This is a genomic window from Gilvimarinus japonicus, from assembly GCF_042847215.1.
Classification (GTDB): Bacteria; Pseudomonadota; Gammaproteobacteria; order Pseudomonadales; family Cellvibrionaceae; genus Gilvimarinus; species Gilvimarinus japonicus.
Map to the genome: position 1 here is coordinate 4,043,159 of NZ_AP031500.1, position 18,788 is coordinate 4,061,946.

At 53.6% G+C, this 18,788-nt stretch carries 17 protein-coding genes; 5 read left to right on the forward strand and 12 right to left on the reverse strand.

Features of this window, described 5'->3' with window-relative positions; genetic code table 11:
* The first annotated feature begins 442 nt into the window (after positions 1 to 442).
* The 4 genes from ACGHAD_RS17190 (at position 443) to ACGHAD_RS17205 (ending at position 4,096) form a co-directional block, all read left to right on the forward strand.
* Positions 443 to 1,183 (forward strand): polysaccharide lyase, encoded by a 741-nt coding sequence (locus tag ACGHAD_RS17190; protein ID WP_382414471.1) that lies wholly within the window; start codon positions 443 to 445, stop codon positions 1,181 to 1,183.
* Positions 1,184 to 1,232: 49 nt separating this feature from the next.
* The gene (locus ACGHAD_RS17195) at positions 1,233 to 2,390 is read left to right on the forward strand and encodes a GNAT family N-acetyltransferase (protein WP_382414469.1); all 1,158 of its coding nucleotides are present in this window, start codon (positions 1,233 to 1,235) and stop codon (positions 2,388 to 2,390) included.
* A gap of 3 nt (positions 2,391 to 2,393) precedes the next feature.
* A complete protein-coding gene (locus ACGHAD_RS17200; protein ID WP_339616829.1) occupies positions 2,394 to 3,233 on the forward strand; it encodes a CPBP family intramembrane glutamic endopeptidase in 840 nt (279 codons plus the stop codon).
* Between the two features lie 140 nt (positions 3,234 to 3,373).
* Positions 3,374 to 4,096 (forward strand): YebC/PmpR family DNA-binding transcriptional regulator, encoded by a 723-nt coding sequence (locus ACGHAD_RS17205; protein WP_339616830.1) that lies wholly within the window; start codon positions 3,374 to 3,376, stop codon positions 4,094 to 4,096.
* Positions 4,097 to 4,226: 130 nt separating this feature from the next.
* Here ACGHAD_RS17205 and sodC read toward each other — a convergent pair whose 3' ends face one another.
* The 12 genes from sodC to ACGHAD_RS17265 all read right to left on the reverse strand — a co-directional run bounded on the left by sodC (position 4,227) and on the right by ACGHAD_RS17265 (position 17,349).
* Positions 4,227 to 4,745, reverse strand: a complete 519-nt coding sequence (gene sodC, locus ACGHAD_RS17210; protein ID WP_382414466.1) for a superoxide dismutase [Cu-Zn] SodC — start codon at positions 4,743 to 4,745, stop codon at positions 4,227 to 4,229.
* A gap of 291 nt (positions 4,746 to 5,036) precedes the next feature.
* On the reverse strand, positions 5,037 to 6,503 hold the full coding sequence (locus ACGHAD_RS17215; protein ID WP_382414464.1) for an MFS transporter: 1,467 nt from the start codon (positions 6,501 to 6,503) through the stop codon (positions 5,037 to 5,039).
* 302 nt (positions 6,504 to 6,805) lie between these two features.
* Positions 6,806 to 7,738 (reverse strand): OmpA family protein, encoded by a 933-nt coding sequence (locus tag ACGHAD_RS17220; protein ID WP_382414462.1) that lies wholly within the window; start codon positions 7,736 to 7,738, stop codon positions 6,806 to 6,808.
* Positions 7,739 to 7,765: 27 nt separating this feature from the next.
* Complete coding sequence (locus tag ACGHAD_RS17225; RefSeq protein ID WP_339616834.1) at positions 7,766 to 8,137, reverse strand: DUF4398 domain-containing protein; 372 nt, start codon at positions 8,135 to 8,137, stop codon at positions 7,766 to 7,768.
* A gap of 169 nt (positions 8,138 to 8,306) precedes the next feature.
* Positions 8,307 to 9,683, reverse strand: coding sequence for a TolC family protein (locus ACGHAD_RS17230; protein ID WP_382414460.1), 1,377 nt, complete (start codon positions 9,681 to 9,683; stop codon positions 8,307 to 8,309).
* Positions 9,684 to 9,687: 4 nt separating this feature from the next.
* Positions 9,688 to 11,694, reverse strand: coding sequence for a MacB family efflux pump subunit (locus ACGHAD_RS17235; RefSeq protein ID WP_382414458.1), 2,007 nt, complete (start codon positions 11,692 to 11,694; stop codon positions 9,688 to 9,690).
* Positions 11,624 to 12,808 (reverse strand): efflux RND transporter periplasmic adaptor subunit, encoded by a 1,185-nt coding sequence (locus ACGHAD_RS17240; protein WP_382414456.1) that lies wholly within the window; start codon positions 12,806 to 12,808, stop codon positions 11,624 to 11,626. The genes ACGHAD_RS17235 and ACGHAD_RS17240 overlap by 71 nt, the downstream gene beginning before the upstream one ends.
* A 194-nt stretch (positions 12,809 to 13,002) precedes the next feature.
* Positions 13,003 to 14,256, reverse strand: coding sequence for a lytic polysaccharide monooxygenase (locus ACGHAD_RS17245; RefSeq protein WP_382414454.1), 1,254 nt, complete (start codon positions 14,254 to 14,256; stop codon positions 13,003 to 13,005).
* Positions 14,257 to 14,675: 419 nt separating this feature from the next.
* Positions 14,676 to 15,164, reverse strand: a complete 489-nt coding sequence (locus ACGHAD_RS17250) for a nucleoside deaminase (RefSeq protein ID WP_382414452.1) — start codon at positions 15,162 to 15,164, stop codon at positions 14,676 to 14,678.
* 18 nt (positions 15,165 to 15,182) lie between these two features.
* Entirely contained in the window at positions 15,183 to 16,007 is an 825-nt protein-coding gene (locus tag ACGHAD_RS17255) for a response regulator (protein WP_382414450.1), read from the reverse strand.
* Between the two features lie 49 nt (positions 16,008 to 16,056).
* Positions 16,057 to 16,830 carry a peroxide stress protein YaaA gene (yaaA, locus tag ACGHAD_RS17260; RefSeq protein WP_382414448.1) on the reverse strand — a complete coding sequence of 258 codons (774 nt, stop codon included), beginning with the start codon at positions 16,828 to 16,830 and terminating at the stop codon, positions 16,057 to 16,059.
* Between the two features lie 42 nt (positions 16,831 to 16,872).
* Complete coding sequence (locus tag ACGHAD_RS17265) at positions 16,873 to 17,349, reverse strand: DUF4265 domain-containing protein (RefSeq protein ID WP_339616842.1); 477 nt, start codon at positions 17,347 to 17,349, stop codon at positions 16,873 to 16,875.
* Between the two features lie 85 nt (positions 17,350 to 17,434).
* Here ACGHAD_RS17265 and ACGHAD_RS17270 point away from each other — a divergent pair, with 85 nt between their 5' ends.
* The gene (locus tag ACGHAD_RS17270; RefSeq protein ID WP_382414446.1) at positions 17,435 to 18,730 is read left to right on the forward strand and encodes a M48 family metalloprotease; all 1,296 of its coding nucleotides are present in this window, start codon (positions 17,435 to 17,437) and stop codon (positions 18,728 to 18,730) included.
* The last annotated feature ends 58 nt before the right edge of the window (positions 18,731 to 18,788 follow it).

Genomic DNA, 18,788 nt, shown 5'->3' on the forward strand with positions numbered 1-18,788 from the left:
GTTGTATTTGAGCCTGTTTAGATCATTACTGTGTTATTCGCAGGCTTAACCTACATACAGCGGTACAGCGGTTGTGCTGGGGATACAGGCTTTTTATTCGGCCTCCGTCCATTGGAGCCGACCGATTGTACTGCAACACCTAGCGAAAAGCGAAGCCCACCGCTTGCCCCGAGCCCGCCGCAGAATACGCCACACTGCCAGCACGCCCGCCGGGCTGGCTAGGCTACGCCGCTATTGTGACAGTTTTTTTGCGGCCGGGGTTCAAGATACCACCGACTCACCGTTCGCGCAGCCCCGCTCAGCCTGTTTGGACGCTGCTGAGCTGGCTTGCTATATTGCAACACTCGCTAGATTTAGCAAGCGGCGGCGTTCATGTTTTTACCATTTAGACGCCACACAACCGATTATTTTCGCGTAGAAGGCCTATAAAGGAAGACTCAACATGAGATTACAACCCTTAGCCGCACTAGCGATTTTTGTTTTAGGAGCCTCCACCGCGCAAGCTGAGTTGCTTTGGCAGGCCGATTTTGAGTCGGGCGACCTATCGCAATGGCCCTATATTACCAACCCTGGCGGCGCCAGCGTCACCACACAGTGCGTTTATGAAGGCCGCTATGCCGGACAAATTGCCATTACCGGGGACGAGCAATATCTCTGGCACGGCAATGAAGCACTCAATCGCAGCGAGTTTAATTACCAGCCCAAAGCTACCGGCGAGGGCGACACCACCTATTTGGGCTGGAGCTTTTATTTGCCCGAGCCACTGCTTAACGTTAAACACGAAATCGGCTATTGGGAGTCAGACAACAGCTGGCAGCAACAAATGCGCTTTAACCTAACCGGTGACACCTTCAGCTTTACCCGCTCCGACGCCGCCGAGCCCTACTGGAGCCAACCCGGTTTTGCCAGCGCCGGTGTGTGGCACGATGTCGCCATGGAGGTACATTGGTCGATTGACCCGGCACGCGGCTACGCCGAGGTCTGGCTCGATGGCAAATCTATGGGGCGCACCCAGCTGCCAACCCGTGTCAATGACACAGACGCCATGTTTACCCAGATCGGCCTGCTGCGCCACCGAATCGACGCCCGCGAAGTGATTTTGATCGACAATGTGCGCGCTGGCACCAATATTACTGAGGTGTTGGCCGCTTTCGACGCAACAACCCCTAAGTCCTGCCCTTAAGCACTGCGCTCACAATAACAGAGCGCAGTACTGATGTTTTGGAGCCTTAATGCACATTGAGTTTATCCGGTCGATACACACTGTTGATGACACACAGTGGAACGCGCTGCTTAACGACGATTACCCTTTTGCGCGCCACGAGTTTCTCGCCGCCCTAGAAGATAGCCAAGCGGTAGACGGCGACAGCGGCTGGCACAGCCGCCATTTAATCGTACGCGAAGGTGACACTCTGATAGCGGCGCTGCCCGGCTACCTTAAAGATCACTCCTACGGCGAGTACGTCTTCGATTGGGCCTGGGCCGACGCCTATCAGCGCTACGGCCAGCGCTATTACCCCAAATGGTTGGGCGCGATACCCTTTACGCCCTGTCGTGGCCCACGCCTATTAGGGCGAGACGATGCGAGTACCATCGCGGCAATACACCACGCGCTAACCGAGTACTGCCAACGCAAAGCGTTATCCAGTTGGCACCTGTTGTTCCCGGAGCACGCCATTAGCAACCGCTTCACCGAGTTGGGTAGCGTCCAGCGGCTCGGCTGTCAGTTTCATTGGTTTAACCAAGATTACCGCTCGTTTGACGATTTTGTCGCCACTTTTGCCTCACGCAAGCGTAAAAACGTCTTAAAAGAGCGCCGCCGGGTAGGCGAGCAAGGTTTTAGTTTTACCACCTTAACCGGCGCCGAGCTCCAGCCCGAGCACTGGTCGTTTTTTCACCAACTGTATCAGCGCACCTACCTAAAACGCAGCGGCCACGGTGGCTACTTGAACGAGGCATTCTTTCAGGCTCTGGGGGCGAATCTTGCCGAGCACTGTGTCATGGTACTGGCCCAGCTCGGCCACCAAACCGTGGCCGCCGCGCTGTATTTACGCGACCAGCACACTCTGTACGGCCGCTATTGGGGCTGCTTAGCCGAGCTTGATAACCTCCACTTTGAGACCTGTTATTATCAGGGCATCGATTACGCCATCGCCCAAGGCCTGACCCGATTTGACGGCGGCGCCCAGGGCGAGCACAAGCTAGCGCGCGGCTTTGAGCCGGTGCTAACCTACTCCAACCATCACTTAAGCGACCCGCGCTTTGCCACTGCGGTGGCCGACTTTGTCGTGGAGGAGGGAGCCATGACCCGCGGTTACTACCAAGATGCCCAGGCGCATTTGCCCTACGCCCAAACCAAAGCCGGCACCAAAACCGACCACAAGGACTAACGCTTGCAACCATTACTGGCGCGCGCCAACCTTTTAAACATACTGGATCAGATCGATCGCGAACCACCCTCTTACGAGCTGGGCCGCCCCCAAGCGCTGCGGCGGGTCTTTATTACTCTGGCTACCGCCTGCGTCTGCCTACTGCTAATGCACTACGGCAAATACTCATCCAACCTTATTTGGCTATTGCACAGCGCCGCTGAACTAATGGGCCAGCCGACCAACGAGCTGATACACCAGCTGCAGCGCTCGGGCTGGCTCGAGCTGGCCAGTTACGCGTGGTGGGGGGCGGTGCACTTAGTGGGCTATGTACTGCTGCCGTGGCTGGTTATTCGGTGTCTACTCAAACTTCGTATGCGGGATATGGGCTGGCGCCTGGGCGACACCCGTGAGCACTGGCTGGGCTACCTGCTGCTGGCGGCGCCCATCTTAGTGTTCGTCTATCTGGTGAGCTTGGGCGAGGAGTTTGTCAATCATTACCCGTTTTACCAGTTGGCCGGTCGCAGTTGGTTGGATTTGCTCACGTGGGAATGCCTTTATATCAGCCAGTTTATTTTTTTAGAGTTTTTCTTTCGCGGCTTTTTACTCAACGCCCTGCGCCCGGCGCTAGGCGCCAATGCCATTTGGGTGATGTGCGTCCCCTACCTGATGATTCATTTCCCCAAGCTTTGGCTCGAGGCCACCGGGGCGATTTTATTTGGTTTATTTTTAGGTATTTTAGCGCTGCGCTCGCGCTCGATCTGGGGCGGGGTGGTGGTGCATGTCACAATCGCGCTGTCGATGGATATCGCCGCACTGTTGCGTAAAGGCGCACTACCCGAGCTATGGTGGCCAGGCCTGTAGCAGCCAAGCCTGAAAGGGCCATTCCCTGAACGACCGATAAGCGGTAGAATTTGCGCCTTTACTATCATCGACACCGCCGCCCGGCTCGACGCTAGCCACAAAAACAGCGAGTCAGCGGGCGCCAAGCAAGAGATAAGGCAATGGGCAGAGCATTCCAAAACCGCAAAGAATCCATGGCGAAAACTTCGGACGCCAAGGCTAAGGTATACAGCAAATACGGCCGTGAAATATACGTCTGCGCCAAACAGGGTGGTGTAGAGCCCGCAGGCAACCTAGCACTGCGCAGCTTAATCGACCGCGCCAAAAAAGATCAGGTGCCTAGCCACGTGATCGAAAAAGCGCTAGATAAAGCCAAAGGCGGCGCCGGTGAAGACTTTTCCCCCGCGCGCTACGAAGGTTTTGGCCCGGGCAATGTGATGGTCATTGTCGACTGCTTAACCGACAACCCCAACCGCACCATCGGCGATGTACGTACCTGCTTTAACAAAACCAAAAGTAAGCTGGGCACCTCTGGCACCGTAAGCCATATGTTCGATCACAGCGCCATTTTTGTGTTTGCCGGCGAAGACGAGGAAGCCGTGCTGGAAGTGCTGATGATGGCCGATGTGGACATTACCGATATTGAATCGGCCGATGGCAAAATTACCGTGTTTGCGCCCAACACCGAATACGCCAAAGCGCGCAACGCCCTCACCGAGGCCTACGAAGGACTCGATTTTGAAGTAGACGAGATTCAATTTGTGCCGCAAACCATCACCGAAATCTCGGGCGACGATGTAGAGATGTTTGAAAAGCTACTGGATATGCTCAACGACGCCGATGACGTACAGCGGGTTTATCACAACGCCGAAATCCAAGAGTAAAAAAAGGGGCGCCGGTAAAACCGGTGCCCCATACTGCTTTTGCTTTTTTTGGATCTTTCTTTTTGCTGCTCCTGTCGTACTTCTTTACTTACTCAGTACTTTCACACCGCAACGGCTGGGTATGACAAAATTAATCGATAACGCCACAGGCGACCCGCTTACCACCACCGCCTAACTTCTCTGGTGTATCAGAATAATTATCCCCGCCGCTGTGAATCATTAACGCTTTTTCGTCCAGATCATTTAACTCCAAGCGCGGCGCCAACACCGGGCTATGCACTTCACCACTGGCCGAGACGTACAGTGCCGGTAAATCACCTAAGTGGCCATCACCCCAAGGGCCTTCGTGTTTGTCCATCGCCCGCGGGTCGTAGTGACCGCCAGCGGCACCGGCGGGGGTACCGTCTTCACCCGCATCGCAGCTACCGTTAGCATGTAAATGAAAACCGTGTACACCCGGCGTTAAACCCGCTAAATCAGGTTTAAATACAATCCCGTATTGGTTTTGCTCCAAATGAATCTCGCCCAACGCTTGAGACGTGCCCGAAGCATCAACGCTGTACATAGTAATAGCCGCCGTATCGGCACTGGCATGAGCTGCAAGCGCCGAACAAAATGCCGCAATCGCTAAAGGACGTATACGTAACATAACAAACTCCTAGATCCAATGGATCATTACGCTGTTAAAAATTGTGCAAACGTTAAACCGCACACATACTCGTAACAAAGCAACGCCAATGCCACATCGGGTAAAAACAAAATTGCGTACACTAATGTCGCGAACAGATCACAAAACAAGGGGGAAATTGCTTATTATTAAGCGCCATAGCGAGCATACCGCGTTACTCACGTGCGCCGGTTAAACGCTCGCAACCGTCTTGCGTGTAAACAACGCAAAGGCAGGTAAAACTCACAAAGAGAATCTCCCGGCCAAAAGCGTTTAATGCATCGCTACACTCTGCACCGTGCCATCGGGTAAGACTTCGATCATAGTGTCAGCCGGTTCATCCAAGAGCATCGCCGCTGCCGCTGCCACGGCAATCGTCGCCCCAATCACCATAAAAAAGGTCGAGGTTTCGACAAACGAAAACACCGTTAAAAACATCACGGCACCTATATTGCCGTAGGCCCCCACGATGCCGGCAATCTGCCCCGTTAAACTGCGACGAATCAGCGGTACCATGGCAAACACACAGCCCGCCGCCGAGCCTAAAAAGAACGAGCTGCCCATCATCGCCGCCACGGCAATGGCAATGGGCCACTCGGAGGTAATGGTGGATAACAACGCAAAACCCAGCGCCGCGCCAGCTAACAACACTGCCAGCGAACGTTTACGACCAAAGCGGTCGCTGATCCAACCGCCCGATGGGCAAGACGCCATATCGACAGCGGCAAAACAGGCGCCGAGCACGCCCGCTAATGCCACTGGCACGGCAAAGGTGGTTTTAAAGAACATCGGTAACATCGACACCACCGCCAGCTCTGAGCCAAAAGTCGCAGCATAGGCCAGACTTAAAATCATCACTTGTTTAAATTTGTAGCGCTGTAAACGGTTAACGGCGCCTTGAAACACATCGGTGTTAACACTGTAAATTTTTCGACACTGAAACAAATACAGCAGTACCAATGCCGCCCAAATCCCCAGCAATACATTAAATGAGATCAACTCCAACTGCTCAACCTTCCAAGCCAGCAGTGCCAATGCACCATACATAGGGATGTTAATCAAAAGATACAGAACAAAATCCAGCTTACTGGTTACCTCCAGCCCACCGGATTTATTAGGCTTAAAGTAAGTAGAGCCCGCCGGCGTATCGCGCACGCCAATGTAGTAAATACCGGCATAGACAATAGCGATGATGCCGGTAATACCCGTAGCGTAGCGCCAACCATCGTCACCACCAAACCACAACGCCAGCACCGGCAAACTAACGGCCGCCATCGCCGAGCCAATGTTACCCAAACCTTTATAAATACCTTCGGCGAGCCCCAACTGACGCGCCGGAAACCACTCACTGATCATGCGGATGCCAATGACAAAACCGGCACCGGCAAAACCCAGTAAAAAGCGCGCTAACGCCAGCGCTTCAAAACTCGTCGCGAGCGAAAAGAAAAAACACAAACCGCCTGTGATCAGCAGCAAAATCGAATAAATCAGGCGTGGGCCGTAGGAGTCCACCAACATACCCACCAAGATACGAGCGGGAATTGTCAGGGCGACATTAAGAATCAGTAGGGTTTTAACTTGCTGATCGTTGAGAGCCAACTGCTCTTGAATAACCAGCAGCAACGGCGCGTGGTTAAACCACACCAGAAAGCTGACAAAAAACGCTAACCAAGTTAAATGCAGTACCCGAAACTTACCGGAGAATGAAAGAAACTTAAATTTTGCACCACCGTTGCCCATGAGCCACCTTGCCTGTTTTACGATGATCGCTGACAGAGCAAGGATTGCGCCACAAAATAGCGCTTAGGCTTACACGGCGAGGTTATGTGCTCCAAGCCCGTGCTTTCGAGCAAATATCAGCCAGCATGAGCAAAAGTTGCACACTTAGAGAAGATAAAATTAGCAAGAGTATTCAGGTGTAAGGATTCACTAGATAGGCCAACCGGGGGAGTTGCCTTGCAGACGAGCACGATGCAGGTCATCTGCCCAAGAACAGGGCGCCGACCGAAGCCGGCGCCGCACTTACTACAGGCTTAGCGGTATTACGAGTCGCGATCACTCACTTCTTCGCCTTCATCGGCGATAATGATCTCTACCCGGCGATTTTGCAGTCGACCCGCCTGCGAGTCGTTGCTGGCAACCGGGTGCGTCTCGCCGTAGCCGCGAGTTCGAATTCGGCTACTGTCGACACCGTTACCCACCAAGTTGCTTTTTACCGACGCCGCGCGGCGTTCGGATAACCCTTGGTTGTAGCTGTCGGCACCGGTATCGTCGGTAAAGCCTTCGATCATCACTTTGCGCTCTGGGTATTCATTCAAGAAGTCCGCAACACGCTGCAAGGTGCGCTCTGAGCCGGTTTTAATCGTCTCTTTATCCACTTCAAATAAAATATTACCCAGTGTTAGCACTAAGCCGCGATCGGTTTGCTCGGTACTAATATTCTGCAGATCATTCTCCAGCTTATTTGCCCGGCTGGCCATCTGCTGAGCGTAAGCTTCCGCCGCCAAGGCGCGCTCCTCGGCCATATTGGCTCGCTCTGCGGCCTCTTTAGCGCGCTGGTTCATTTCCTGTGCACGCCGTGTAGCGCTCTCGGCCTCTGAGGTGCGCGCGGCAATAATCAAGTTTCTGCGCTTGGCATCGGCTTGCTCAACGATCTCGTCCGAGGCCTGCATACGGGCGTTTTGCGCAGCTATGTCAATTTTGCGGTCAACCAGATAGACCTGATGGCTGACAACATCGGGCTTAGCATCCGAGCGCAATAACATTTCCAGTTTATCCAGCGACTCTTCTGCCTCGCGCAATTTAACCGGTGCGTAACGATTGGCCTCGTCAATGGTTGATACATTGTCTAGCTCGGCACGCAAGCGCACCAAGCGCTCGTCCGGCTCTTCCGGTGTGGTAGCACAGCCAGTCGCCAAGACCGCTGCCAAGGTGGTGCCTAACAATGCCTTTTTGTGATGTTTTATACCGTACATAATTCTATCCTCTGAGTTAGCGGTCGATTACTTCTGGTTGTTTTTTACTTCCTGCTCCAACACTCGCAGGTTTTCCTCAACCTGATCGGCCGCTTTTTCCGATTTTTTGGCGTGCGACTGAGCAATGGCCAACTCGGAGTCGGCTACCGACTTCTCTAACCATTCGCGCGCTTTGGCGTTCTCTTTTTTGGCGATCGCCGCCTGTGCTTTCTCAAGGTTCTGTTTGGCGTCACGCAGTGCCAGTGGCGCATATTTTTCGGCGTTTAAGCTGCGTGCTTGCTCGACATTGCCCTCAGCTTGGGTAAGTAACGTGCTAGGTACAGGGGCATTGTTTGCGCATGCAGTAAGCGCAAAAACTGTCATCAATACGGTTAGTAATCCGGTCTTTATCCGTCGCATAGTTTTTCTCCAGTGTGTTTGTAAGTGCTACAAAATTCTGTAACAACACAAGCCAAACAGCGGCAAATACCGCTTAAATGGCCTATTCACTTGGAGTGTTGCAAGGGGAGTGCCAGCGCCGACAACGGAACTGCGTCACAAGCGGCCTAAACTCAAGCAGCCGCTGTCATCAAGCAGAAGGGGGGACGGCCGTTAAGGCCGGTGCCGAGCCCATGGACTCATAGACATTAATCAGTGTTAACAAATAATCGCGCTTGGCCGTGACGATGGACTCATTGGCACTAAACCAAGTTTGTTGCGCCAGTAACAAATTAATAAAGTCGGTGTCGCCAGATTCGTAGCGGACTTTAGACAAATCGTACAGCGCCTGACTGTTGTCAAATCTCTGCTCGCTGATATCCAGCTGCTGTACTCGAGCTTGATACGCTTGCAGTTGATCGAGCACATCGCGGTAAGCATCGGCTACGGTGTACAAGTAATTCGCCCGATTGATATCGGCGTCTAACTCGGCGATGCGCATTTGCGCTTTCGTTTGGCCGCCATCAAACAATAAGACCGAGACCGTCTCACCTAAACTGCCAGCCCAATCCGATCCGCCCGACAGCACCCCACTCAGCCCCCAACTGGCGCTTAGGGATAAATCTGGCCAGCGTGCTACTTGAGCCTGATGCAACAAACTTTGATCTTCGCGCAAGGCTAACTGTGCAAGTTGAATATCCGGTCGTTGCTCTAACAGTTCGGCCGGCTGCAGGGCGGCGATCGCGGGAGCTTGCAAATCGGCAAAAAGGGTTTTTAAATCGGTTACCGTTAAATCGGTATCGCCGAGCAATAACGCCAGCGCGCGTTCGTTAACCGCCACGCTCTGCGCTAAATCAACCAACTTACTGCGCGCATTGAACACCACATTTTTTTGCTGACGCAGTTCAATACCCGACGCTGAGCCCGCTTCAAAGGTCAGTTCAAAAAGCTCTAGAAGCTTTACGCTGGCCTCAAAGTTTTGCTCGGCCACGTTGCGCAATTCATTTAGCGCTAACGTTTGAATATAGGTGCGGATAAACTGCGCCTGCAGGGATATCATCAAACTGCGCTCTTGCCAGCGTTGCGCCTGCACCTGTATCTCACGCTGATCAATACGGGCCGCGCGCTCGCCCCATAAATCGACGCTGTAACTGGCGCTAAAATTTAAGCCATTACTGTCTGATGTTTTTCCGTACTCATCGTAGTTATCGCGATTATTTAACGAGGCATTTAAGCCCGGCCATTGATCGGCCGCGGTAGCGCGCTGTAACTGCTGCGCCCGCTCGATACGCAAACGGGCCATGTCAAGGTCGAGGTTGTTCTCGCGCAGACGGCGTAGCAAATCTACTAATTCTTCGGGAAAAACCTGTACCCAACGGCCTAATGTTTGAGCGTCATCGGCGTTAATATTTTGCCGTGATAGCGCTTGGCCATACACCTCAGAGGTGTGAGTTTCTGGCAACTCGACGCTGGGGTTATAGGCACAGCCAGCAATCGTGAAGCTTAAAGCCAGTAAGGTTTTTTGCATCGGGCTACTCCTCCGCCAACGCGGTAATAGGGCTAAGGGATGCGGCCTTACGGGCCGGAATATAACCAAAAATCAGCCCGACCATAATGGATGTTGCAAATGCCAGCAGAGCGGGCATCGCAGTAAATGCCACACTAACCGAGAAGTACTGCACAATAAGCGCCGCGCCAAAACCGACTAAAACCCCCAAGGTGCCACCGCAAATACACACCACCAATGCCTCGATGTTAAATTGCCGCAAGATATCACCGGGCTTAGCGCCGGTGGCAATGCGCAAGCCAATTTCGCGGCGACGCTCCGAAACATTCACCAACATAATGTTCATTACCCCAATACCGCCCACAAATAATGAGATAGCAGCAATTGAGCCCAACAACAGCGTCAGAGTATTTTGCGCCTCAGTAACGGCTTCGACCAACGACTCAGTCGAGCGAACCATCACATCATTTTTATTATGCCGAGCTAACAACAGATCTAGAACCTCTTGTTCAAGCCGCGTCACCTCGTCTGTCGATGACGCCTTTAGGGTGATACTGCTTAGGTAGTCCCGGCCAAAAAATTTAAGTCGTGCCGTGGTAATGGGAATCAGAACTTCGTCGTCCATATCCCCCCCCATCGGATCGGCGCCCTTGGCTTGCAAAATACCGATCACTTGATAGGGCGTACTATTCACTAAAACATAGCGGCCGATAGGGTCTTCATTGTCGGTGAATAAGTTATCTCTGATGGTGGCGCCAATCACCATGACCGAGGCAAACTGCTCCACATCTTTTTCAGTAAAAAATATACCCTGCGACAGCTCCCAGTCACGCACGGTAAAGTACGCAGGGGTCGCGCCTTTAATACGCCCGGAGTAGTCGTTATTGCCAAAGCGTAAAGTCGCACGGGTATTGCGCTCGGGCGCTACCGCCTCGACTCCGGGTATTAAGGCAATCGCCTGCGCATCGGCCAGTGTCAAAGTGGCAATATCGCCACTGCCTCGGCGCAGGTTTGGCCCGCCGGGGCGCACCGATAATAAATTGGTACCGATAGATTCAATGCGGCCCAAGACATCTGCTTTACCACCCTCACCAATGGCGATCATCAACACCACCGATGCCACACCAATAATAATACCTAGCAGGGTCAACAGGGTACGAAACAAATTAACGCGCAGCGATGCCGCCGCAATCCGGATCGATTCGAGCACACTAATATTGGGAAAGACCTTGACACGCTGGCGAGCCTCAACACCGTCCTTTTTAAGCGGCGCTGCGCTTGGCACACTGATATGGTCGTCTATAACCTGACCGTCTTTTAATGAGATAACCCGGTTAGCTTGCTGCGCGATGTCTTTATCGTGGGTAATTAGAATAACCGTTACGCCTTGCTGGTTAAGCTCGCGCAACAACTCAAGCACTTGTGTACCGCTATTGCTATCGAGCGCACCGGTGGGCTCATCGGCAAGAATAACCTCAGCGCCATTGACCAAAGCGCGCGCAATAGAGACACGCTGTTGCTGACCACCCGATAGCTCGCTGGGCTTGTGCTCGGCTCGCTCGGCCATGCCGAGCTGTTCCAGTAACCGCATGGCATGGGGTTGCCGTTCACTGCGCGGTAACTGACGGTAAATACCCGGCATCGCAACATTTTGCCAGGCGTTGTAGTTGGCCAACAGCTGGTAACGCTGAAACACAAAGCCAAAAGTACTCAGCCTTAGCGCCGACAACTCATCGTTACTCAGTGTGGCAACGTCTACACCGCCGACTTGATAACAACCGCTACTGGGTTTATCGAGACAACCGAGAATATTCATAAGCGTCGACTTGCCCGAGCCGGACTGCCCCATGATCGCAACAAACTCGCCTTGCTGAATCGTCAAAGACACATCACGTAATGCATTGACGGTAATTTCGCCCAAGCTGTACGAGCGACTAATATGATCGAGCTGTATTAACGGATCAGAAACCGCCACGACGTCCACCTCGAATGTCCGGCCCACCTGCGCCACGGGGGTTGACCTTACTGGCATCGCGATTGCCCGCTACAATTACATCCCCGGCCTGTAGCCCACTGATCACTTCAGCCTGAGTGCGGGTGCGCACACCTATTTCGACCGGTGTCGGCACAAACTTATCCGGTGCCACTTGTTTCAGTACTTTACTCTCACGCCTACCACCGCGAATTGCGCCCACCGGAATGGTCACCACATCTTCAGCGCGGCTCTCGACAAAAAACGTTTGCGCCGTCATCGAGTCCATCAAGCGCGATTTGCGATTTTTAATATCAATCAGCACTTGATAGAGCACGACGTCGTTAACCACCTCGGGGGTAGGTAATACTTGTCGCACGGTTGAGTGCCAGCGCTCATCGGGGTTACCCAGGGTCGCAAAATACACATCCATTCCCGGGTATATCCGGGTCACATCGGCCTCAGATACTTCGGCGCGCAGCGTTAGCACATCGAGGTTGGCGATTTTCATTATCAGCGGAGCATTTTGATTGGCGTTAAGTGTTTGCCCCTCGCGCACCGCAATCGATACCACCGTGCCGGTCATAGGTGCGTAAATTTTCGCGTAATTTAAGGTTGCCCGGTCGCCCTCCAACGAAGCCTCATCGGCCCGTATTTGCGCCTCCATGGCGCGGATGCTGGCTTTGATAGTTTTCACATCGGTTTGACTACTGGTCAGGGTATCGCGACTAATAGCGTTTTGTTTAAACAAGTCGATATTGCGCGTCTCGCGCTCTTGAGCAAGATAAATTTCGGCGTGGAGCTTTTCCAGCTGTGCGCGTTTGTTTTCTAAGCTGGCGGTGGCGCCCATGACTTTAGTTTCAAACACAGTCGCGTCAATCTCAGCGAGTAAATCACCGCCCGCAACCAAATCCCCCACATCTACCGCGAGCATTTTTAACTGCCCTGAGACTTGCGCCCCCACCTCGACATACTCTTTTGGCTCAAGGGTACCACTGGCTGCGACAACATTTTCGATGGTGCCTATTTTAACGTCGTGCAAAATATATTCGGGCTGCGCACTCGGCTTAAAATACCGCTGCCCGCCATAGGCAATTGCCGCAAGTAACACAGTAAAAATCACAATAGACAGCCACGTCACGCGCTGTCGAATCCAAGCGAGCTGAGTTTTCATATCGGGGGGCACTACTATTTAAGTACACAAAATATTCGATGAGTGCGTATTGTACTCATACGCATACCGAGGCGGGCACTTTATACAATAGTTTACGTTGCGCCGACAGGGCGCGAGATAGGCAAGAAGGTAGCGGTGCTAAGACGCGGTTAAAAAGCCCCACCAAGGGTGGGGCTATATTACTGCATAACGATTTAACAGTCGCCGACTTGGCTCCACACTTGCCACTGTCCGGAGTTATCGGCGGGACTTTGGTTTTGTGTCCACCATTGCGCCTCGTACAAACCGCCGCTGTACTGCACCAGATCGCCATTGTTATAAACACTGGCGGCATCCCATACTTGGGTAGATGAGCACAACCCAGCACTGGATGAACTGGACGAGCTAACCGACGATGAGCTGCTAGAGCTGGTTGACGAGCTGGACGAGCTAGCGGTTTCCAAATCCATTTGGTAGGTGTAGTTGCTGTTTAGCACATACACGCGGTTGGCGTACAGGTCGTTGCTGTTGTAACTGACCGTGCCATTATTAAGCACCCCCACCTGTACCGCCGTTTCACTGTTGTTAATCTCGGCGGCTAGCTCGGCGGTCCAAGTATTTAACGCTTGGTTGCTGGCGGAAATAGCAAACTGATTAAACACCACTTCACTGCCGTTACTGTCAAATACCCGAAACCAGATCTGATCGCCTGCGCTGGGGTTAATGCCCTGAGTCACATAATTACCGGCGTTGCTCCAAGTTGGTGGTTCGACATCGCCCAATACCACATCGCTACAGTTGTAGAAGCCTTCACCGGCAACATCCTCACGCTGCCAGCGGGTGTAAAAAATGGCGTTGCCCGAGCGATTAGTCGGCAAACTAACATCCATCACATAGTAGCGCGTGCCATTAATCGTCTGCACATTAACGTTGGACTTTTCATCCACCAATTCCAAATCGGCCCAAGTGAGGGTGTCGGTGGACGGATCAAAACCGGGTTTACTTAGGTAAAACTTCCAAAAACTGGGGTTGTGTGGGGTTGAGGCGTAAAAACGATATTCAAACTCGCCCGCGCTGTTTAGGGTGATGTTTTGCGCGGGCCAATCGGGGTGCGGCACATCGATACCCGATTTACTCGAATCGCCCGCGGCGCAAAGGCTGCCATCTGGCACGCCGGCCTCAACCGCCGCCTGGCTGTTGTAGTTGGCAACGTTTTTAGAAAACTCAATCGCCTGCACAAACTGATAAGTGCCTGCTTCTAAAAAGGCGGCCCGACAGGCGGCATTGGGAATTCCCGAGCCATCGGATGGAGACCAGTAGCCGCCGTCTTCTTCACAATAAGCTTGGCGCGCCTTGGGAAAATCGGAATAACCATGGGCAAAGCTTTGCTGCGCACCGATAGCGAGCAGTGCACCGGCCCCCAGTAGGCCAGCCTTGATGGAACGAGTCAGGAATTGTTGTGATTTCATGGTGCAAACCTTCTGTGTTGGAAGTGGATCATCACAGATTGCGGGCCCAGCTCTGCCAGGCTGGTAAATCGCAAACGGCTCTCGTTGTATTATTTTGTTTTCGCGTGATAGCGGTCCGCAATGGTACCGGATAACATTAAAACAGATAAATAACGATACTAAATATCAGAACTGACCATTATTTCGATAGTAAGTAACCGCTATGACTACCGCAGACCGACACAACCCCACTATGCGATGGGCTACGGCACTGGGTAAAAGTATCGAATTGCTTCCGGGGCAAGCTTTCAGTATCACCGCTGTGACACGAAAGCTTAAGCGCACTGGCGCAAAGAAAGGACACGATTTTTAGACGATAGCGGCAAAATTGCCGATGTAGAGCGGTTTTACAGGCGAGTTTCTACTAGCAGCTACTTTTATTAGTACGAGTGTCGCGCGCTGAATGCCAACCACTGCTGAAAGGGCGCCTCAGCGTCGGAAATCGCTAAGTGATAAAAAGGAATCTGTCGCTCGGGACCGGGAATTTGCACCTCGCGATACACCAGCGAGTCGTCAAACCCAGCCTCGGAGGCCTGCTCGCGGCTAGCGGCAAACACCACCTTATCGGCGCGGGCCCAATAAATCGCACCCAAACACATAGGGCAGGGTTCGCAGCTGGCGTAAATGGTGCAACCAGTCAGCTGATGATCGTCCAAAACCTGGCAAGCTTTGCGAATCGCCGCCACTTCGGCGTGCGCCGTGGGGTCGCGATCGCGAGTGACGCTGTTGCAGGCCTCGGCGATAACCTCACCATTTTTCACCACAATCGCCGAGAAGGGCCCGCCTCCGCTACTGGCGGACTCACTGGCAAGAGCAATACAGCGCTCTAATAACACGCGGCTCTCTGGGGCAGGCTGATCATTCTTCATACACAACGCCTTAGCTCGCTATCCGATAAGCCGCGATAGCAATTCAAATTTGTCTGCCTCGGTATCGACAAAGCGCAGTACCACTTTTACGGCGCGACTATCGGGGCGCGACTCGGCCGCCTGCAGAGAGTGAACATAGGCATTGAGCTGGACTTGCTCCGTCTCGTTGCCCACATCCAGCACCACTTGATCAAACAACGCCGGTAAATATCCATCGCGCGCCACTAAGGCGCTAAACGCTTGCAGCGATATTTCGCGGACAACACAGCCCACTGGCGCTTTGTTGCTATCAAAACGCATCTGCGCCTTGAGTTTATCCCGCACCGATTTGGGCGCTTTGGTGGGGGCGGCCGGCGCCTCTTTGGCGGCGCCGCCAAACCCTGCGGTTAAAACATCCACCGAGGCGTTGGCGACTCGCGCCGCTCCCGCGCGCTCGCCTCCGGTGCCTGGGCGCGCGGGAAACTTATTAATTTTTTTCAGCTGCTTGGTCACTTTGCCCAACAGCTCATCCGGGGTAAACGGCTTGCTCAAGTAATCAGACACACCCGCCTGTACCGCTTTAAGGACGTGGGTGCGATCGCCCCGGCTGGAGATCATCACAAACGGCGTGCTTTGGTAACGTTCATCGCTGCGGATGCTGGCCAGCAGCTGCTCACCATTCATATTGGGCATTTCCCAATCGGATAAAATCAAATCCATTTTTTGCGCTTTCAGTTGCGCCAGCGCCCGATTGCCATCGGGCGCCTCAAAAACCTCGACCCCCGGCAAACGTTCGCGCAGGTGTTTTTTTACCATGTCGCGGATAAAGCTGGCATCGTCGACCACCAGTATGCGTAATGCCATAGGGCACTCCCTTTATTATTACCTTACTACACCATAGTCCATAGAGCCCCTAATCGACCCGGCGGGTAAACACCCAATCGCGCTCCGACGACAGCTTGGCATCAAAACCATAGCCATCGACGTCAAAGCTCTTAAGGTCTTCGGCCGATGTCAGCCGACTTTTAATGGCGTAAGCGCTCATTAAGCCACGAGCCTTTTTCGCGTAAAAGCTAATAATTTTATATTGGCCGTTTTTCCAGTCTTTAAACACCGGGGTAATCACCTCACCGGCCAGTTGTTTAGGCTTAATGGCCTTAAAGTATTCGTTAGAGGCCAAGTTAACCAAAGTCGTGCTTTTTAGCGCTGTTAGCTGCTGATTGACGGCCTCTGTAAGCTGGTCGCCCCAAAATTGGTAGAGGTTGGCACCGCGACTATTATGAAATTTGGTGCCCATTTCCAGGCGGTAAGGCTGAATTAAATCCAGCGGCCGCAGCAAGCCGTACAAACCCGAGAGGATGCGCAGGTGCTTTTGCGCAAAGTCAAAATCTCGCGCCTTAAAGGTGTCGGCCGCAAGCCCGGTATAAACATCTCCTTGAAACGCCAGCACGGCCTGCTTGGCATTACTGGCGGTAAAGGGCGTCTTCCAGGCCTGAAAGCGGTCAAAGTTGAGCACCCCGAGCTTGTCAGAGATGTGCATCAAGCCGGATATATCGGCCGGCGACAGAGCTTTTAACTCTTTAATCAACGCCCGCGAGTCCGCTAAAAAGTCACTCTCGGTGTGTTTTTCGGTTACCGGGGCAGACTCAAAATCCAGCGTCTTGGCCGGAGAGATCAACATCAACATAAAACAAACTCGCTCTCGGTTTTAGGGGGTTCGGGTGGGCGGCTATTCCGGCTTGAGAATGTCCACCCACCAATTGAGCGGCGTGATGCCGTCGGCAGGATCGTAAACATTGCCGTACTGCCACGCGCTATCATCACCATTGATCGCGTTGAACACCGCTTCGATCTCGGTAAAGCCACAGCTTACGTGTAGGGTGTACACCAGCATGCGGGGCGTCTCGACGTCTAAGTCGCCCCCAAGCTTGGCCACCGGGCCGCTCAGTTGGTCGGCTAGCGCCTGAATATCGCCTTTGCAAAATACCTGCACGGCGAGGTTGCCGCTGTGGGTGACGATCTCAAATTCGCGCTTGTCCGGCTCGCAGCGAATCACATCGCCGCTGGCGACGCCCTTGATAAAGGCCGGTGAACGCACCAGCTGCACAGAGTTATCATCCAGCACTTTTACCGGGATACGCTCGACCATTGGTTGGCCATCGGGGCGCAGGCCGGCAAACAGCTCGACCGCCTGAAGTGTTTGCATGTTTACCTCGTTCGGTTAAATTTGTGACATTATAACCGTCATACCCCGGGTATCTATGAATAATACCCAATCGCGCAACGAATAAATGGAGGCATCTGTGAAGCATCGGATACAAGTCGCTCTGCTGGCATCGCTAGCTATACTTTTCACCGGCTGCAGCGTTAACCCGGTTACCGGCAACAACGAGCTGTCATTTATGTCAGCCGAGCAAGAGGTCGCCATTGGCGCGCAACAGTACAAGCCCAGCCAACAGTCCCAAGGGGGCCGCTATGTGGTGGACCCAGACTTAAACGTCTACGTCAGCCAAGTGGGACAAAAGCTGGCCGCGGTAAGCGACCGGCGCGAGCTGCCCTACGAGTTTGTGGTGCTCAACAACAACGTCCCCAACGCATGGGCACTACCCGGCGGTAAAATCGCCATCAACCGGGGCTTATTGGTTTTGCTGGATGATGAATCGGAGCTGGCGGCGGTGCTGGGCCACGAGATCGTCCACGCCGCAGCGCGCCACGGCGCCAAGCAACAAACCCAAGGCACCCTGCTTAATGTCGGGCTAATGGCTGCCGGTGTCGCGTTGGCAAGCCAAGATCACGAGGCCGCGGGCCTTGCGGTGGGCGCCTTGGGCGTAGGCGCGCAAGCGTGGCAAGCGCGCTACGGGCGCGACCAAGAGCTGCAGTCGGACAAGTACGGCATTGAGTATATGGTGCGCGCCGGCTACGACCCACAGGGCGCCGTCGAGCTGCAAAAAACCTTTGTGAAGCTCTCAGAGGGCCAACAATCCAGCTGGATGGACAGCTTTTTTGCCAGTCACCCGCCCTCGCAGCAGCGGGTCGAGGCCAACAAAAAAATGGCCGCCGAAAACCCCGGAGGCGTGCGCAACCGTGCCGAGTACCAGCGCGCCATCGCCCAGCTTAAAAAAGATCAGGACGCCTACGCCGATTATCAAAAAGCGCTGAAAGCGCTTAGTGAAGAGGACGTCGCCGGGGCCAAGAAGTTGGCAGACAGCGCCATTGCCAAACAACCCAAAGAAAACTTGTTCTGGGAGCTTAAAGGCCGCATTGAGGCTAACGAGAAAGATTTTGACGGCGCGGCCCAAGCCTTTGGTAAATCGATTGCGGCCAACCCTGAGTTCTTCCGCCCCTATGTGTATCGCGCTTTGGCCTATCGTCAGCTGGATAAACCCGATGCCTCGGCGGCCGATCTGGAAAAGAGCATGCAACTGCTGCCCACCCAAATTGCCAGTTATTACTTAGGTGAATACGCGCTGCAAAAAGGCGATACGCAAAAAGCCGTGACTTACTTTCAACAAGCGGCCCAGGGCGGTGGCGAAATTGCCGAGGCCGCCAAAGCTCAGCTGCAAAAGCTGCAACAGCCACAGGGTTAACGGGTTAGCCACGATATCGGTATAATGCCCTCCCATTAGCCAGCGGCGCTGCCGCTGG

Bases quoted from the DNA above. Each gene is read 5' to 3' on its own strand.
- ACGHAD_RS17190 (WP_382414471.1), top strand. From the start codon at position 443: ATGAGATTACAACCCTTAGCCGCACTAGCGATTTTTGTTTTAGGAGCC.
- ACGHAD_RS17195 (WP_382414469.1), top strand. From the start codon at position 1,233: ATGCACATTGAGTTTATCCGGTCGATACACACTGTTGATGACACACAG.
- ACGHAD_RS17205 (WP_339616830.1), top strand. From the start codon at position 3,374: ATGGGCAGAGCATTCCAAAACCGCAAAGAATCCATGGCGAAAACTTCG.
- sodC (WP_382414466.1), bottom strand. From the start codon at position 4,745: ATGTTACGTATACGTCCTTTAGCGATTGCGGCATTTTGTTCGGCGCTT.
- ACGHAD_RS17215 (WP_382414464.1), bottom strand. From the start codon at position 6,503: ATGGGCAACGGTGGTGCAAAATTTAAGTTTCTTTCATTCTCCGGTAAG.
- ACGHAD_RS17220 (WP_382414462.1), bottom strand. From the start codon at position 7,738: ATGTACGGTATAAAACATCACAAAAAGGCATTGTTAGGCACCACCTTG.
- ACGHAD_RS17225 (WP_339616834.1), bottom strand. From the start codon at position 8,137: ATGCGACGGATAAAGACCGGATTACTAACCGTATTGATGACAGTTTTT.
- ACGHAD_RS17230 (WP_382414460.1), bottom strand. From the start codon at position 9,683: ATGCAAAAAACCTTACTGGCTTTAAGCTTCACGATTGCTGGCTGTGCC.
- ACGHAD_RS17235 (WP_382414458.1), bottom strand. From the start codon at position 11,694: ATGCCAGTAAGGTCAACCCCCGTGGCGCAGGTGGGCCGGACATTCGAG.
- ACGHAD_RS17240 (WP_382414456.1), bottom strand. From the start codon at position 12,808: ATGAAAACTCAGCTCGCTTGGATTCGACAGCGCGTGACGTGGCTGTCT.
- ACGHAD_RS17245 (WP_382414454.1), bottom strand. From the start codon at position 14,256: ATGAAATCACAACAATTCCTGACTCGTTCCATCAAGGCTGGCCTACTG.
- ACGHAD_RS17250 (WP_382414452.1), bottom strand. From the start codon at position 15,164: ATGAAGAATGATCAGCCTGCCCCAGAGAGCCGCGTGTTATTAGAGCGC.
- ACGHAD_RS17255 (WP_382414450.1), bottom strand. From the start codon at position 16,007: ATGGCATTACGCATACTGGTGGTCGACGATGCCAGCTTTATCCGCGAC.
- yaaA (WP_382414448.1), bottom strand. From the start codon at position 16,830: ATGTTGATGTTGATCTCTCCGGCCAAGACGCTGGATTTTGAGTCTGCC.
- ACGHAD_RS17265 (WP_339616842.1), bottom strand. From the start codon at position 17,349: ATGCAAACACTTCAGGCGGTCGAGCTGTTTGCCGGCCTGCGCCCCGAT.
- ACGHAD_RS17270 (WP_382414446.1), top strand. From the start codon at position 17,435: ATGGAGGCATCTGTGAAGCATCGGATACAAGTCGCTCTGCTGGCATCG.